Consider the following 16,595-nt stretch of genomic DNA (forward strand, 5'->3'; position numbering starts at 1 on the left):
GGCCGATATACTCAGCTTTCCGGGCGCTCGCGTCCGGTTCGGGATGGATTCGCAAAGAACCTCAAGGATTCGAAAGCATGCAATGGATTTTCATGCTGGTCGGCCTGGTCATCGGCGCCGCTGCGGGCGAGTCGATCACCGGGGCGGTGTTGGGCGCGGTAGTGGGCCTTGCTCTGGGGCAGACACTCGCGCTGCAGAGCCTGCAGCGGGAGAACGCCAGCCTTCGAGCTGAGCTGAAGGCCTTTGGCGAGCGCTTCGACCAGGGCACCAAGGCCCTCTACGAACGGTTGCTGCAGGTGGAGCGTGGCGCCGCCGCGCAGCCACTGCCGCCCAGCGTCGAGTCCGTTGCGCCGGAAACCCCGGTCGCGCCGGTTGAAGCCGAGCCCGAGGTCGAAGCTCCCGCCAGCGAAACCGCAGCTACCGAACTGGACTGGAACATCGAACTGCCCGCTGACGAGCTGGCGCCGGCCCCTGCGGCGGCTGCGCGTGTCGAGGCGCCCATCGAGTGGTCCGACCTGGTGCTCGAGCCGATGCAGAGCCCCGCTGCCCAGGCCCGCGTCGAAAAGCCCGAAGTCCAACCGCCGCAGGTCCCTGCTGCGCCTCCGGTTCCGCCGTCTCCACCCGTTCCGTCACTGTTCGACCGTGCCTTCGGCGCCGCCCGCGACTGGCTGCTGGGCGGCAATACCGTGCTGCGCGTCGGCGTGGTGCTGCTGTTCCTCGGCCTGGCTTTCCTGCTGCGCTACGCCACCGAAGGCATGACCATGCCGCCGCAGGGGCCCTATATCGGCACCGCCGCTGCTGCGCTGGCATTGCTGGGCCTTGGTTGGTGGCTGCGTCACCGGCGCCCGGCTTATGCATTGATTCTCCAGGGTACCGGCATCGCCGTGCTCTACCTGACCGTGTTCGCCAGCATCAAGCTGTACCCGGCGATGAACCACGGCGAAGTGCTGATCGACCCGAAGGCCGGCTTCGTGCTGCTGGTGGCGGTCACCCTGTTTTCCGCGATCCTCGCCATCCTGCAGGACGCCCTGGGTCTCGCCGCTGCGGCGGCGCTGGGCGGTTTTGCCGCGCCGATCCTGGCGTCCACCGGTGGCGGAAGCCATGTCGCGCTGTTCAGCTACTTCGCCCTGCTCAACGCCGGCATTTTCGCCATCGCCTGGTTCAAGGCCTGGCGACTGCTCAATCTGATTGGCTTCTTTGGCACCTTTGGCATCGGCCTGGCGTGGGGGTTGCGCTCGTACAAGCCTGAGCTGTTCGCCAGTACCGAACCGTTCCAGCTCCTGTTCTTCCTCACCTACGTCGCCATCGGCCTGCTGTTCGCCCGCCGTCGTCTGCGCGAGGCAGCCGGGGCGCCGGAGGATGATTCCCGCGAAGCCATGCTGCGCTGGTCGGCACGGCAGACCGACTACGTCGACGGCACGGTGCTGTTCGGCACGCCGCTGGTGGGCTTCGGCCTGCAGTTCGGAATCATCCAGCACCTGGAATTCGGCGCGGCATTCAGCGCCCTGGCGCTGGGCCTGTTCTACATGGTGCTCGCCCGCCTGCTGGCCGGGCGCACCGCCGGCCGTGCGCTGCTGCTGGTGGAAACCTGCCTGGCGCTGGGGGTGGTGTTCGGCACGCTGGCGATCCCGCTGGGCCTGGACGCACGCTGGACCTCCGCCGCCTGGGCCGTGGAAGGCGCCGGTATCTTCTGGCTCGGCTTGCGCCAACAGCGGCCCCTGGCGCGAATTTTTGCGCTGCTGCTGCAAGGCGGAGCGGCTTGGGCCTTTGTCACCAGCCTGGGCTGGACGCCGTGGATCACGTCCCCCTTGCTGGATGGCGCGCCGCTCGGCGCCCTGATGCTCGGTGCCGCACTGCTGTTCAGCTTCTGGAATCTGCGCAATGTTGATCCGCTGGTGCTGCGCAGCTGGGAACCGACGGTTCGCCCACTGCTGGCGGCGCTGGGCTTGGCCTTCCTCTACCTGATTGCGCCGTTGTGTCTGGGCACGGAGGGTACCGCCATCGCCTGGGCCCTGGCGGGGCTCGCCACGCTCTTCGTCGGTCTGCGCCTGCGTTCACGGACCTTCCTTGCTTGCGCCTTTGCCGTGCAATTGCTGGGAGGCGCAATCTTCCTGCTGCGTCTGCACGGCGCGGACTCCGGTAGCGGTGTGCTCGGTTCAGGCTGGCGCGGGCTGGTCACAGCCTCCCTGATTGGCCTCGCGCTGATCGCTGGCATGCTGATCGCCGCTCGCGATTCGATGGTCCGTGATGACCGCCGACTGATGCTCGGCCTGAGCGTGGTCCTGCTGCTGGGCCTGGCCTTCGTCAACCTCGCCGTGCTCTTCGTGCTGCCGTGGCAAACGGCGGCGGCGGTGTGGGCGGGCAGCGGCCTGCTGATCCTCTGGCTGAGCCTGCAATTGCAGCAGCGCGCGGCGTTCGTCTTCGGCCTGGTGCTGCAGGTGGTCGGTGCGGGCGCTTTCCTCTTCGGTGGCGCGGCGCTGTTCGGTGATCTGCCCAGCGAGGGCCTGAAGCCACTGGCGCACATGGGCTTCTGGACACCCGCCGTGCTGGCACTGGCGGCGCTGGTCGGCGCCTGGCGCCTGCACCGGGCCAGCGAGCGTGAACGCAATCTGGCATTGGCTGGCCTGGGCCTGGAGCAGCTGTCGCAACTGCTGCTGGTCTGGGGCGCCGGCTGGTGGGCGTTGACCGCGGTCTGGGAGATTGCCCGCTTCGTTCCCGGCGAGATGCGCGAACATGTGGCGCTGCTGGTGGCGGCGATCAGCGTCGGCCTCTGGTCGCTGCTGGCACGCCGCGAGCAATGGCGCGCGCTGGCGCTGCTTTGCCTGGCGCTGGTGCCGATGTCGCTGGTGGCCCTGGCCAGTGCCTGGAACCTGCAATACCACCCACTGGCGGAGTTGGGCTGGCTCGGCTGGCTGGCCGTGTTCGCCGTGCACTTCCTCGTGCTGCGCCGCCTCGATGCGCTGCTGCCGCGCCTTGCTGCGCGGGCGGCCCATGTGCTGGGCTGTTGGCTGATACTCGGCGTGCTGGCGCTGGAGCTGCGCTACCTGTTCTTCGCCCTGGCCGAGCATTACAACGCCTGGCGCTGGTTGGGCTGGGCGCTGGTGCCGAGTCTGTTCCTGATCCTCATGGGCGGCGTCGCGCGGCTACCGTGGCCGGTGGCGGCTTTTGAACGCGAGTACCGTGCTATCGCCGCCGCTCCCGTGGCTGTGGCGCTGCTGGGTTGGTTCTGGCTGGTCAACCTGTTCAGCAACGGTGCGGCCGACCCGTTGCCGTATCTGCCGCTGGTGAACCCGCTGGAACTGGGCATGCTCATCGTGCTGGCGGCGATCTTCCAGTGGACGCGCCTTGGCCTGCCGCAACTGGGCGTGGCCGAATCCACCCTGCGCCTGCCGGTGCAGGCGCTGTTGGGCGCCTCGCTGTTCGCCCTGCTGACCATGGCGGTATGCCGCACCGCGCACCACTGGGGCGGTGTGCCGTTCGAGTTCGACGCACTGAGCCAGTCCATGCTGGTGCAGGCCGGGCTGTCCATCGTCTGGGCGCTGATTGCCCTGGGCCTGATGATCGCCGGGCACCTGCGCGGTCGTCGCGATTTCTGGCTGGTCGGCGCGGTGTTGCTGGTCGTGGTGGTGATCAAGCTGTTCCTGGTCGACCGCGCCAGTGGCGGCAGCCTGGAACGCATCATTTCCTTCATCGGCGTCGGCGTGCTGATGCTGATCGTCGGCTACTTCGCGCCGCTGCCGCCGCGCCGGTCGGCGCCCGAAGAGCCATCGCAACAGGAGCAACCCTCCGCATGAAGCTCAATACCCTCGTCCTGCTCGCCGGTGCGTGCCTGCTGGGCAACCAGGCCAGTGCCGCACCCACTCCGGCGGACTTTGCCCATCGCGTGCCACTGGAGGTTTCCGGCAACGGCCCCTGGTACCGTGTGCAACTGCCCATCGAAGTGTTGTTCGCCGCACGCCATGGCGACCTGCGCGATGTGCGCGTCTTCAATGCCGAGGGTCAGGTACTGCCCTACAGCCTGCGCAGCAGCGCGGCGAGCGAGAAGGAGGTGCGCAGCGACGTGCAGGCGCGCGTCTTCCCGTTGCGCGGTGCCTCTGGCAGTGCCGCCGGGGACAACCTGAAGATCGTCCGCAGCACCACCGGCACCATCCTGGAAATCACTCCGAATAATCCGGCGCAGGACAAGACTCAGGTTCTGCGCGGCTGGCTGCTGGAGACCGGTTCCGGCGACCTGCCGCTGGATCGCCTGCGGCTTGACTGGACCGCCGACAGCGACGGCTTCCAACGGCTGCGCATCGAGGCCAGTGATGACCTGGAGCATTGGCGTTCCTTGGGCGAAGGGCAACTGGCGCGGCTGGACTTCAACGGCCAGCGCATCGAGCAGAACGATATCGCGCTGCCTGGCACGACAGCGCGCTATCTGCGCCTGTGGTGGGAGTCGCCTGAGCAGGCGGCGCAACTGGTGGGCGCCACGCTCAGCGGCAGCCGCAGCAGTACCGGTCCGGTGCCGATGCTCTGGTCCGAGCCGCTGGCGGCCAAGGCCGACAGCAATGGTGATTTCAGCTGGAGCCTGCCGTTGTCGCTGCCGGTGGAGCGCGTGCGGATTCCGCTGCAACAGGACAACACACTGGCGCCGGTAGTGATCTCCGGTCGTCACGACGGCAACGTGCAGTGGACGCCGCTGGCGCGTGGCGTGCTGTATCGCCTGCCGGGGCAGGGCGGTGAGATTACCCAGGAAGAGCTGGAGCTGCCTGGCACCACGCTGGGTCAATTGCGCCTGCAGGTAGATTCGCGCGGCGGTGGCCTGGGCGGCTCGACCGCGCACCTGAGCGTGGGTGTGCGTGCCAGCGAGCTGGTGTTCCTCGCGCGCGGCGGCGCACCTTACGAATTGGCAGTGGGCAGTGGTTCGATCAGCGATGGCAGCCTGCCGCTGAGCACCCTGGTGCCGGGCTACGAGCCCAAGCGGCTGGCGAGCATGGGCGAGGCGCGGCTCAAGGGCACCTTGCAGGCGCCGCTGACACAACCGCCGGCGAATGCGGCCACGGCCGATACAGACTGGAAACGCTACGGTCTGTGGGCACTGCTGGTGGCGGGCGTCGGTCTGCTCGCGCTGATGGCGCTGAGCTTGTTGCGGAGTAATCGTCAGGCGAGCTGATCGGCGCGGATCGCCGCAAGATAGGGGTGTCGCCTGTAGAAATTCTGATACTGTCTTGGTTGTTCTGATTACCGAATAACAACAAAGCATGGAGTAGCAGAATGATCAGAAAGGCGCTCACCCCGCTGGCGGCTGCGTGCGCGATGGCCATTGCCACACAGGCCTCCGCAGCCCCTTCGCCGTATTCCACCATGGTCGTCTTCGGCGACAGCCTGAGCGATTCCGGACAGTTCGCCGATGCCGGCGGCCCCGCCGGTGCCAGCACCCGCTTCACCAACCGCGTCGGCCCGACCTACCTGGACGGCAGCGGCGAGATGTTCGGCCCCACCGCGCCGATGATCCTGGGCGGCAAGCTGGGCATCAGTGGCACCGACCTGAACCCCTCGACCTCGTTGGTCCCCGGCACCGTGGACGGTAACAACTGGGCTGTCGGCGGCTACCGCACCGACCAGATCTACGACTCCATCACGGCTGCAGGCGGCTCGGTGGTCACCTCCGGCTCCAGCAGCCGTACCCGCGACGGCTACCTGGTGAACAACCGCGCCGACCCGAACGCGCTCTATTACCTTACCGGCGGCGGCAACGACTTCCTCCAGCTGCGCATCACCAACGACCCCACCGCCCGCGCGGCGGCCGGCCGTCTGGTGGACAGCGTGGATGCGCTGCACAACGCCGGCGCGCGCTACATCATGGTCTGGCTGCTGCCCGACCTCGGCCAGACCCCGGCCACCAACGGCACCGCGCTGGAGTCCTTCGGCACCCAGCTGTCGGGCATCTTCAACGAGGAACTGGTCACCCAGCTGGCCGCCTCCGATGCCAACGTCATCCCGCTGAACATCCCGGCGATGTTCAAGGAAGTGCTGGCCAACCCGGGCGCCTATGGCCTGGCCACCGGCCAGAACCTGATCGGCACCTGCTTCAGCGGCAACAGTTGCCCCGAAAACGCCGTGTACGGTCGTCACGGCACCAATCCCGATCCGACCAAGCTGATCTTCAACGATGGCGTGCACCCGACCATTGCCGGCCAGAGCCTGATCGCCGACTACGCCTACTCGGTGCTCTCCGCCCCGTGGGAAGCGACCATGCTGCCGGAGATGGCCCTGGGCACGTACAACGCCTACCAGGACCAGCTGCGCAGCCAGTGGCTGGCGGACTGGGAAAACTGGCAGGGGGTGAACCAGTGGCGCGGCTTTGTCACCGGTGGCGCACAGCACCTGGACTACGACGACCAGGACAGCGCGGCCGACGGCTCCGGCTATGGCGCCAACCTGACCCTGGGCACCAGCTACCGCCTCGATGACGCCTGGCGCGTCGGCGGCTCGCTGGGCTTCTACCGGCAGAAGCTGGAGCTGGGCTCGGACGACTCCGACTACAAGCTCAACAGCTACCTGGGCAGCCTGTTCGTGCAGTTCCAGCAGAACCGCTGGTGGGCCGATGCTTCGGTGACCGGCGGCAAGCTCGACTACGACGAGGCCAACCGCAAGTTCAGCATCGTCAACCACGAGGTCGAGGAGAAGGCCGACACCGACGGCAGCCTGCTGGCCTTCAGCGGTCGACTGGGCTACGACATTGCCCAGGGCGGCGAGAACTGGCACCTGTCGCCCTTCGTCAGCGCGGACTGGGCGCGGGTGAAGGTCGATAGCTACGAAGAGGACAGCGGCCGCTCCACCGCGTTGGCCTTTGAAGAGCAGAATCGCTACTCCCGCCGCCTCGGCGTCGGCCTGCAGGGCAAGCTGGACCTGTCCCAGGAAACCCAGCTGTTCGGTGAGGTCGCCGTGGAGCGTGAATACGCCGACGACACCCAGAACGTCGGCATGAACTTCACCAGCCTGCCGGACGTCGGCTTCAGCCTGCAGGGCTACACCCCGCAGAGCCACCTGCAGCGCGCCACCATCGGCTTCGCCCAGAAGCTGACTCCGGAGCTTTCGCTGCGCGGCGGCTACAGCGCGCACCGCAGCAGCGATGATCTGGCGCAGGGCGTGAACCTGGCCCTGAGCCTGGACTTCTGATCGTCTGAGGCGAGCGTCGCGGGGTGACGGGCGGTGGCGGCCGTCACCCCGCTTTCTTTCCAGTGGACTGCTCGCCGCGCGGCCGAAGGTCGCGGGGCCGGTCGTCTCTGGGGAACTGCCCGTGCGCGGCGGGCTCCAAGCATTCGGTGAGGCCTGCGCACAAGGAGGCATCGCCCTCGTTTCCACGCTAGAATGCGCCCTGATTTTTTCTATCTTCTCCCCCGGAGCCTTCCATGTCCCGCGTTACCCTGAGCCGCTACCTGATCGAGCAGACCCGCAGTCACAACACCCCGGCCGACCTGCGTCACCTCGTGGAAGTGGTGGCCCGCGCGTGCAAGGAAATCAGCCACGCCGTGTCCAAGGGTGCGCTGGGTGGCGTGCTCGGCAGCATGGAAACCGAGAACGTGCAGGGCGAGGTGCAGAAGAAGCTGGACGTGCTGTCCAACGAAATCCTCCTGGAAGCCAACGAGTGGGCTGGCAACCTGGCCGGCATGGCCTCCGAGGAAATGGACCACCCCTACCAGATTCCGGGCAAGTACCCGAAAGGTGCTTACCTGCTGGTCTTCGACCCGCTGGACGGCTCCTCCAACATCGACGTCAACGTCTCGGTCGGCACCATCTTCTCCGTGCTGCGTTGCCCGCAGGAATACCTGAGCCAGAACGACAGCCTGCGTGAAGAGGCCTTCCTGCAGAAGGGCACCACCCAGGTCGCCGCCGGCTACGCCATCTATGGCCCGCAGACCATGCTGATCCTGACCCTGGGCAATGGCGTGAAAGGCTTCACCCTGGACCGCGAGCTGGGCAGCTTCGTGATGACCCACGACAACATCACCGTGCCGACCAGCACTGCCGAATTCGCCATCAACATGTCCAACCAGCGCCACTGGGAAGCTCCGGTGAAGCGCTATGTCGACGAGCTGCTGGCCGGCAAGGAAGGCCCGCTGGGCAAGAACTACAACATGCGCTGGATCGCCTCCATGGTGGCCGACGTGCACCGCATCCTGACCCGCGGTGGCGTGTTCATGTACCCGCGTGATTCCCGCGAGCCCGAGAAGCCCGGCAAGCTGCGCCTGATGTACGAAGCCAACCCGATGTCCTTCATTATCGAACAGGCCGGCGGCGCTGCCACCAACGGCCGCCAGCGCATCCTCGACATCCAGCCCGACAGCCTGCACCAGCGTGTTGCGGTATTCCTGGGCTCGAAGGAAGAAGTCGAGCGCGCCACCGCCTACCACCAGGAAGGCTGATGACCACCACGCCCTGGCAGAGCCTGCTCGACTGGTGGTTCGGCAACGCGCTGGATGCCAACGACGTCGCTGATCAGCGCAATGCGCTTTGGTTCGGCAAGAGCGCCTGCCAGGACATGGACTCGGAAAACCGTTTCGGCGGCCTGGTGCGCCAGGCCCTGGACGGTGGTCTGCAGGAGTGGGAGCGCGAGCCGCAGAGTTGGCTGGCGCTGATCCTGCTGCTGGACCAGCTGCCGCGCATGATCTTCCGTGATTCGCCGCGCGCCTACGCCGGCGATGCCCGCGCCCAGCAACTGGTGCGCCAGGGGCTGGAGGCCGGTTTCGATCGCCAGTTGCCGCGCATCGAACGAGTGTTCGTCTACATCGTGCTGGAGCACGCCGAGAACCTGGCCAGCCAGAATGAAGCGGTGCGCCTGTATGAGGAATTGCAGGGCGAATCCAGCGAGAGCGAGAAGGTGCTGTTCGCTGGTTACCTCGCCTATGCGCGCAAGCACCAGGTGGTGATCGAGCGCTTTGGCCGCTTCCCCCACCGCAACGCCATTCTCGGCCGCGAATCCACGGTCGAAGAAGTACAGTTCCTCACGGAACCTGGCTCACGTTTCTGACTCCAACCCGGCGGCCGAACCGGTCGCCCTGTGCCAAGCTTGTTGGCCTGCCCCCCCAATACAATGGAGTTGTCGATGTCCTTCCGCCGCCTCGCGCTCGTCGCGTTCTGTGTCGTCCTGGCCGCTTGCAGCAAAGTGAACCAGGAGAACTATTCCAAGATCAAAACCGGCATGACCAAGGCCGAAGTCGAGGACCTGCTCGGCAAGCCTGCCGAATGCTCCGGCGCACTGGGCGTTTCCAGCTGCACCTGGGGTGACGACAAGGCCTTCATCAGCATCCAGTATGCCGGCGACAAAGTGCTGCTGTTCTCCGCCCAGGGCCTGAAGTAACTGCCCTGGCAGGGCCGGCGGCCAAGGAGGAGCGAATGCGTCGATACATCAATCGATCCATGACCTGGCTGGCCTGCCTCGCCGTTCTGAGTGGCTGCGCGGGCTCTGCCCAGCAGCCGCCGGAGACCGTTCAGGTCGACCTCAAGCGCTATGAAGGCACCTGGTACGAGCTGGCGCGCAAGCCGATGTTCTTCCAGCGTCACTGCGCGCAATCCGAAGCTCATTACCAACTGCAGACTGACTCCAGCATCGCGGTGACCAATCGCTGTCTGACCACCGACGGCGAATGGGACCAGGCCACCGGTCGCGCCGAAGCACAGGTGGCGGGCCGTACCGACAAGCTCTGGGTGCGTTTCGATAACACCTTCTCGAAGATTTTCCCCGGTATCGCCAAGGGCGATTACTGGGTGCTCTACGTCGACGACGATTACCAGACGGCGCTGGTGGGCAACCCCAACCGCGAGTATCTCTGGCTGCTCTCGCGCAAGCCGGTGGTGCCGGATGCGACGCGGGACAAGATGCTGGAGCTGGCGCACGCGCGGGGTTATCAGACTGATGACCTGATCTGGCGGGCAGCCGATTCCACTTCAGCGGCCCAATGAAAAAACGCCCCAAGGGGCGTTTTTTCGTGGCGGCTATTTCGCTGGTACTGCCTGTGCGGGCTGTTTGTAGGAGCGAGCTTGCTCGCGAACCAGCCCCGCTGCGGAGATTGTTCGCGAGCAAGCTCGCTCCTACAGGGGCCTGTCAGTCCAGTAGCTCGCGCAGCACGCCAGCGAACGCCTGGGTGCTTTGCTCCTCAAGAGCATGCCGGCCTTCGCGCACCCGCCATTGTCCGGCGACCATCACATCGCGCACCTGGCGATCCCCGCCGGCGAACAGCCAGCGGTTGAGAATGGCGTCACCACGGGCGGTCTGCAGGTAAGGGTCGCCGCCGTCGAGCACCAGCAGGTCGGCGCGCTTGCCCACCGCCAGCTCTCCGGTGGGCTGGCCGAGGGCCTGGGCGCCGCCGGCGAGGGCGGCGTCGAACAGGGTGCGCCCGACCATGGGTTGATCCTGCCCGTACAGGCGATTGCGACGCTGGTCGCGCAGGCGCTGGCCGTATTCCAGCCAGCGCAGTTCCTCCACCACGCTCAGTGACACGTGGCTGTCCGAACCGATACCGAAGCGACCGTGCTGGGCGAGGTAATCCACCGCCGGGAAGATGCCGTCGCCCAGGTTCGCCTCGGTGGTCAGGCAAAGGCCGGCCACCGCTCCGCTGCGGGCCATGGCGGTGACTTCGTCGGCTTCGGCATGGGTGGCGTGGACCAGGCACCAACGCTCATCCACCGCCACGTTCTCGTACAACCACTGCAAGGGCCGGCGGCCGCTCCAGGCCAGGCAGTCGTCGACTTCCTTCTGCTGCTCGGCGATGTGGATGTGCACCGGGCAACCGCTGGAATCGGCGCCCAGCACCTCGGCGATCTGCTGCGGCGTTACCGCGCGCAGGGAGTGGAAGCACAGGCCGAGACTCTGCTGCGGTTGTGTGGCCAGGTGTGCGCGTAGCCTGTCGATCAGCTTCAGGTAATTCTCGGTGCTGTTGATGAATCGGCGCTGGCCTTCGTTGGGGGCCTGGCCGCCGAAACCGGCATGGGAATAGAGCACCGGCAGCAGAGTCAGGCCGATACCGGCTTCAGTCGCGGCCTGGCTGACGCGCAGGGCCAGTTCCGCCGGGTTGGCGTAGGGCTTGCCATCGACGTCGTGGTGCACGTAGTGGAATTCGGCAACGCCGGTGTAACCGGCCTTGAGCATCTCGATGTACAGCTGGCGGGCGATCACCCCGACCTGCTCGGGCGACAGGCGGCCGACCAGGCGATACATCAGGTCGCGCCAGGTCCAGAAGCTGTCGTTGGGGTTGCCGGCGACTTCCGCCAGGCCCGCCATGGCGCGCTGGAAGGCGTGGGAGTGGAGGTTCGGCATGCCCGCCAGGACCGGCCCGGCGAGGCGCTCGGCGCCCTCTGCGACGGCATCCGGGATGATCGCGGTGAACAGGCCGTCGGCATCGATCTCGAAGCGGACATTGCGCGCCCAGCCGGAGGGCAGCAGGGCGGATTCGGCGAACAGGACGGACATGCGCGGGGCCTCGCGGGTTTCTTGTGATAATAAGCGGGGAATTTGTATATACATATACAGACGTTTGCCGGGACCGTAAACTGCAAGACAACCCGGCGGTCGTCAGAGGGCTTGTATGCACCGGTCGAATCCGGTACATGCCGGAGTCAGACCGCAGTCGCCCTCCAAAGAAAGAATACCGTCGCCACGACAAGGAGTTTCCCGTGCCCGCATCGCCCACGCCTACCCCGCCCGCCGAGGGTTCGTCGCTCGCCGCGCAGATGGGGGAAATTCCCGCGCCGCTGTATGCCCGGGTCAAACAGCTGATCATCCAGCAGATCCAGTCCGGCACCTGGCCGCCGCACCATCGTGTGCCGTCCGAAGCGGAATTGGTCGATGAGCTGAGCGTCAGCCGCATGACCATCAACCGGGCGCTGCGCGAGCTGACCGCCGACGGCCTGCTGGTGCGCATGCAGGGCGTGGGTACTTTCGTTGCCGAGCCCAAGGGCCAGTCCGCGCTGTTCCAGGTGCAGAACATCGCCGAGGAAATCACAGCACGCGGCCACAAGCACCACCTGGTGGTGGTCAGCCTGGTCGAAGAGCTGGCCAGCGCCGAGCGTGCGTTGGCGCTGGACGTGCGCGAAGGGCAGCGCATCTTCCACTCGGTGATCGTGCACTACGAGAACGATATCCCGGTGCAGATCGAGGATCGCTACGTCAACGCGGCCGTGGCGCCGGACTACCTCAAGCAGGATTTCACCGGGCAGACGCCGTTCGCCTACCTCACCCAGGTCGCGCCGCTGAGCGAGGGTGAGCACGTGGTCGAGGCGGTGCTGCCCAGCCCCGAGGAATGCAAACTGTTGTCCGTCGACCGCCACGAGCCGTGCCTGCTGATCCGTCGGCGCACCTGGTCGGGACGCAATACCGTGACCAGCGCGCGCCTGCTGTATCCGGGCTCGCGCTACCGCCTGGAAGGACGTTTCAGTTCATGAGTGAAGTGCGAATTCTGCGCGCCGCCGACTATCCGGCGATGCCCTGGAAGAACGGCGCGGGCACCACCCGCGAGATCGTCCGTGACGCCGGCGACGGCCTGGAAGGTTTCGGCTGGCGCGTCTCCATTGCCGACGTTGGTGCCCCGGGCCCATTCTCCGCGTTCACCGGCTACCAGCGCGTCATCAGCGTGCTGGAAGGCGAAGGCATGCGGCTGAAGGTAGATGGCTTCGACTCCCGCGACCTGCGCGCACTCGATGCCTTCGCCTTCGATGGCGCCAGTACGGTGGACTGCACGTTGTTGGGCGGTGCGATCCGCGACTTCAACCTGATCTATTCGCCCACTCGCTATCGGGCACGCTTGCAGTGGCTGCGGTTGGACTGCGAGACGCATTTCTTCAGCAGCGCGTCGACAGTGCTGCTGTTCAGTGCGGGTGAGGGGATTCACGCCCGTCTGAACGGCGCGGCCGCTGGTGTGTTGGGCCTGCATGACACCTTGATCGCTGAGGGCGAAAGCTCGCTGCGGGAGTGGCGATTGAAGGTGGCGGGCAAGGCGGATATCTGTGTGATCGAACTCGATCCGCGTCAAACGAAATAGGGCGCCTCAGGGGCGCCCTTGTCGTATTCGCGTTGTGTCAAAGGCAACGCCTGTGCCGATGCATGCCCTCACCCCAGCCCTCTCCCAGAGGGAGAGGGAGCCGTATGTGCCGGCTGACACTGAGGTTTCATCCTGCACCGATCAGTCCCCTCGCCCTCTGGGAGAGGGTTAGGGTGAGGGCAATCCTTGGGGCCTAGGGGTCACTCATACAACCGCGAATAGCCGATCCACCGACTCATCACCCCCTCTTCGACCCATGCCCGCGCCGCGGCAATGTCCGGGGCGAAGTAGCGGTCCTGCTCATAGTGCGGCACTTCGCTGCGTATCAGCGTGCGCACTTCCTGCAGCTGCGGCGAGCTTTGCAGTGGTGCGTGGAAGTCCACGCCCTGCGCGGCGGCCAGCAGTTCGATGGCGACCACCCCGGCGCTGTTGCCGGCCATGTCCTGCAGGCGGCGGGCGGCGAAGGTAGCCATGGAGACGTGGTCTTCCTGGTTCGCCGAAGTCGGCAGGCTGTCCACCGAGGCCGGGTGCGCCCAGGTCTTGTTCTCCGAGGCCAGCGCCGCCGAGGTGACCTGGGCGATCATGAAGCCGGAGTTCAGCCCGCCTTCCTTGACCAGGAACGCCGGCAGGCCGGACATGGCCGGGTCCACCAACTGGGCGATGCGCCGCTCGGACAGCGCGCCGATCTCCGAGATCGCCAGCGCAAGTACATCCGACGCCATGGCCACCGGCTCGGCATGGAAGTTACCGCCTGACAGAACATCGCCGTCAGCGCTGAATACCAGCGGGTTGTCGGAAACCGCATTGGCCTCGCGCAGGAAAACGCCTGCGGCGAAACGCAAATGATCCAGGCAAGCACCCATCACCTGCGGCTGGCAGCGTAGCGAATAGGGATCCTGCACGCGCTTGCAGTCGATGTGCGACTGGTTGATAGGACTGTCGTGGAGCAGCTCGCGGTACAGCGCGGCCACCGCGATCTGCCCCGGCTGGCCACGCACTTCCTGGATGCGTGCATCGAAGGGCACGAACGAGCCTTTCAGCGCTTCCACGGTCAGGCTGCCGGCGACCACCGCCGAGATGAACAGCCGCTCCGCCGCGAACAGCCCGCGCAGGGCCAGCGCGGTGGAGACCTGGGTGCCGTTGATCAACGCGAGGCCTTCCTTGGGGCCCAGCACCAGGGGTTCGGCTCCAGCGATGGCGAGACCTTCGCGGGCCTCGAGGATACGTCCTTCGTGGCGCACCTGGCCGACGCCCAGCAGGGTCGAGGACAGGTGCGCCAGCGGCGCGAGGTCGCCCGAGGCCCCCACCGAGCCTTGCGACGGGATACATGGGTAGACCCGCGCCTGGTACAGCTTGAGCAGCGTTTCGATGACCGGCAGGCCGACGCCGGAGAAGCCGCGCGCCAGGGAGCCGATCTTCAGCGCCATGATCAGTGCCACGCTGGCGTCGTCCAGCAGCGGGCCGGTGCCGGTGCAGTGGGAGAGGATCAGGTTGCGCTGCAGGGTGGCGAGCTGGTCCTCGGCGATGGAGGTGCGCGCCAGCAGGCCGAAGCCGGTGTTGATGCCGTAGACGGTGCGTTGGTCGGCGATGATCTGGCTGACCGTCTGCGCGCTGCGCAGGATGGCGTCGCGGCACTCTTCGGCGAGCTGCAGGTCGGGTTGGTGCTGGTAGATGGCGCGCAGTTGGTCGAGGTCGAACTGGCCGGGCGTCAAGAGCAGGGTTTCGGACATTTCAGCATCCTGGATTCGGTGAAGTGTTACCGTGGATTGTTCCTGTATATACAGGTATAGCAATCGCTGTGCCATGGCGCGCCAGGGCCGGTTCCACGGTGATTCACTTGGCTGTGCAGCGGTTCAGGGTTGAGTGAATGTCACCGCCGGTGGCATTTCCAGTCCGATGGTCGTGGGCAAACCGTGGATCGGCGGCTAAACCCATAGGGACATCGCCGCGCCTGGAGCTACCCAATGCCTGCCATCCGTTGCCTGTTCGCCCTGCTGCTGACCTTCGGGCTGTGTGCCCAGACCTTCGCCGCCGGCTGTCCCTATCCGAAACCCGTGGTATTCGCCGGGTTGAACTGGGAAAGCGGCATGTTCACCACCGAGGTGCTGCGCTTCATCCTGGAGAAAGGTTACGGCTGTGAGACTGATGCCGTGCCGGGTAACACCGTGACCATGGAGAACGCGCTCAAGCAGAACGACATCCAGGTCACCGGCGAGCAGTGGGCCGGGCGCAGCACCGTGTGGCAGGAGGCGGAGAAGGCCGGCCAGGTGTTCTCCGTCGGCGAAACGGTGAAGGGCGCCAGCGAAGGCTGGTGGGTGCCCGACTACGTGGTGCACGGCGATGCCAAGCGCGGTATCAAGGCCTTGGCGCCGGGGCTGAAGTCCGTCAGCGATCTGCCCAGGTACAAGGCGCTATTCAAGGATGACGAGGAGCCGGCCAAGGGCCGCTTCTATAACTGCCCCACCGGTTGGACCTGCGAAATCGTCAACACGCAGAAGCTCAAGGCCTACGGGCTGGACGACAGTTACGTGAACTTCCGTACCGGCGCCGGGCCCGCGCTGGACGCAGCGATCAGTTCGGCCATCGCCCAGGGCCGGCCAGTGCTCTTCTATTACTGGGCGCCGACGCCGCTGCTGGGGCGCTTCAAGCTGGTGCAGTTGGAGGAACCACCGTTCGACGAGGCGGCATGGAAGACCCTGACCGATGCCAACGACCCTAACCCCAAGGGTTCGCGCTCGCTGCCGGCGAAGATCAGCATTGGCGTGTCCCGCGACTTCCACGACAAGGCGCCGGCGCTGGTGCAGGTATTCGAAAAGGTCGAGCTGCCCTTGCCGATGTTCAACGCGCTGCTGGCAGACATGGCCGAGCACCACCGTGATGTGGCGGACGTGCGGGCGACGTTCTTCCGCGAGCACCGGGAGTTGTGGTCGAAGTGGGTGACGGCGGAGGCGGCGGGGAGGATCGATGCAGCGTTGAAGTAGGCACCGGGTTTGCAGAGGTTCGCGAGCAAGCTCGCTCCTACATAAAAGCGCTACCCCCGAACCTGTAGGAGCGAGCTTGCTCGCGATCATCGCCGCCGCGAACTTCCCATTCCTGCGCAAGAAGAGCTTGTCTATACAACCTGTGTCCCTTCGTAGCGAGCGGTGTTACCGAACGCAACGAAACGGTGCACGCAAGCCTTCTTCTGGTGCGCTTGTCTGTCAGACGGCAGTTTCTGTCAGTCGCCCGAGCTTTCCGCTATTTCGTTTTTTATCCTTACAAATCAAGTAGTTGATTATTGGCCTGGGTGAGCGAAAGGCTCCGTCAGGCAAGGTTGGCCTTTCCTTTGCTTATACTTGTACATACAAGCATAGACATGATGGTGGCGAGTCCCTCGGCACCGTCCAACGAACCGCCAAAGCCCTCACCGGCTTAACGATCCGAGCAAGCGAAGGAGCCTTCCGTGACCAAATTCCGCGACGTCGAAATCCGTGCCCCGCGCGGCACCCAACTGAACGCCAAGAGCTGGCTGACCGAAGCGCCGCTGCGCATGCTGATGAACAACCTCGACCCGGAAGTCGCCGAGAACCCGAA

General features: G+C 65.8%; 13 protein-coding genes. 11 read left to right on the forward strand and 2 right to left on the reverse strand.

Annotation, left to right across the window (positions count from 1 at the left end; all coding sequences use genetic code 11):
* The first annotated feature begins 77 nt into the window (after positions 1-77).
* The 7 genes from ACNFH5_RS20705 to ACNFH5_RS20735 all read left to right on the forward strand — a co-directional run bounded on the left by ACNFH5_RS20705 (position 78) and on the right by ACNFH5_RS20735 (position 9,948).
* On the forward strand, positions 78-3,794 hold the full coding sequence (locus ACNFH5_RS20705; RefSeq protein ID WP_416749116.1) for a DUF2339 domain-containing protein: 3,717 nt from the start codon (positions 78-80) through the stop codon (positions 3,792-3,794).
* A complete protein-coding gene (locus tag ACNFH5_RS20710; RefSeq protein ID WP_416749117.1) occupies positions 3,791-5,155 on the forward strand; it encodes a DUF3999 domain-containing protein in 1,365 nt (454 codons plus the stop codon). Before ACNFH5_RS20705 ends, ACNFH5_RS20710 begins: the two co-directional genes overlap by 4 nt.
* 101 nt (positions 5,156-5,256) lie before the next feature.
* Positions 5,257-7,164 carry an esterase EstP gene (gene estP / locus ACNFH5_RS20715; RefSeq protein ID WP_416749119.1) on the forward strand — a complete coding sequence of 636 codons (1,908 nt, stop codon included), beginning with the start codon at positions 5,257-5,259 and terminating at the stop codon, positions 7,162-7,164.
* A 233-nt stretch (positions 7,165-7,397) separates the two neighbouring features.
* Positions 7,398-8,411: a class 1 fructose-bisphosphatase gene (locus ACNFH5_RS20720; RefSeq protein ID WP_138523651.1), complete on the forward strand. Its 1,014-nt coding sequence runs from the start codon at positions 7,398-7,400 to the stop codon at positions 8,409-8,411.
* Positions 8,411-9,016 carry a DUF924 family protein gene (locus ACNFH5_RS20725; protein ID WP_416749121.1) on the forward strand — a complete coding sequence of 202 codons (606 nt, stop codon included), beginning with the start codon at positions 8,411-8,413 and terminating at the stop codon, positions 9,014-9,016. The genes ACNFH5_RS20720 and ACNFH5_RS20725 overlap by 1 nt, the downstream gene beginning before the upstream one ends.
* Positions 9,017-9,091: 75 nt before the next feature.
* Positions 9,092-9,346, forward strand: a complete 255-nt coding sequence (gene bamE / locus ACNFH5_RS20730; RefSeq protein WP_138523647.1) for an outer membrane protein assembly factor BamE domain-containing protein — start codon at positions 9,092-9,094, stop codon at positions 9,344-9,346.
* Between the two features lie 35 nt (positions 9,347-9,381).
* The gene (locus tag ACNFH5_RS20735) at positions 9,382-9,948 is read left to right on the forward strand and encodes a lipocalin family protein (RefSeq protein ID WP_416749123.1); all 567 of its coding nucleotides are present in this window, start codon (positions 9,382-9,384) and stop codon (positions 9,946-9,948) included.
* Between the two features lie 142 nt (positions 9,949-10,090).
* On the opposite strand, the gene ACNFH5_RS20740 is transcribed toward ACNFH5_RS20735, so the two are convergent.
* Positions 10,091-11,455: a formimidoylglutamate deiminase gene (locus tag ACNFH5_RS20740; RefSeq protein WP_416749125.1), complete on the reverse strand. Its 1,365-nt coding sequence runs from the start codon at positions 11,453-11,455 to the stop codon at positions 10,091-10,093.
* Positions 11,456-11,715: 260 nt separating this feature from the next.
* Here ACNFH5_RS20740 and hutC point away from each other — a divergent pair, with 260 nt between their 5' ends.
* Both hutC and ACNFH5_RS20750 read left to right on the forward strand, forming a co-directional pair.
* Positions 11,716-12,426 carry a histidine utilization repressor gene (hutC, locus tag ACNFH5_RS20745; RefSeq protein ID WP_416749152.1) on the forward strand — a complete coding sequence of 237 codons (711 nt, stop codon included), beginning with the start codon at positions 11,716-11,718 and terminating at the stop codon, positions 12,424-12,426.
* Positions 12,423-13,022, forward strand: a complete 600-nt coding sequence (locus ACNFH5_RS20750) for a HutD family protein (protein WP_416749127.1) — start codon at positions 12,423-12,425, stop codon at positions 13,020-13,022. The genes hutC and ACNFH5_RS20750 overlap by 4 nt, the downstream gene beginning before the upstream one ends.
* Before the next feature lie 200 nt (positions 13,023-13,222).
* Here the strand turns inward: ACNFH5_RS20750 and hutH are convergent, their stop codons facing one another.
* Positions 13,223-14,752: a histidine ammonia-lyase gene (hutH, locus tag ACNFH5_RS20755; RefSeq protein WP_416749129.1), complete on the reverse strand. Its 1,530-nt coding sequence runs from the start codon at positions 14,750-14,752 to the stop codon at positions 13,223-13,225.
* A 234-nt stretch (positions 14,753-14,986) separates the two neighbouring features.
* Between hutH and ACNFH5_RS20760 the strand changes: the two genes are divergently transcribed.
* Together ACNFH5_RS20760 and ACNFH5_RS20765 are read left to right on the forward strand one after the other, a co-directional pair.
* Positions 14,987-16,003, forward strand: a complete 1,017-nt coding sequence (locus ACNFH5_RS20760; RefSeq protein ID WP_416749131.1) for an ABC transporter substrate-binding protein — start codon at positions 14,987-14,989, stop codon at positions 16,001-16,003.
* Between the two features lie 461 nt (positions 16,004-16,464).
* A partial coding sequence (locus ACNFH5_RS20765) for a hypothetical protein (protein ID WP_139092903.1) occupies positions 16,465-16,595 on the forward strand: 131 nt, incomplete at its 3' end.

Origin of the sequence: Pseudomonas sp. NY15435, assembly GCF_048068295.1 — a bacterium.
Taxonomy (GTDB): Bacteria; Pseudomonadota; Gammaproteobacteria; order Pseudomonadales; family Pseudomonadaceae; genus Pseudomonas.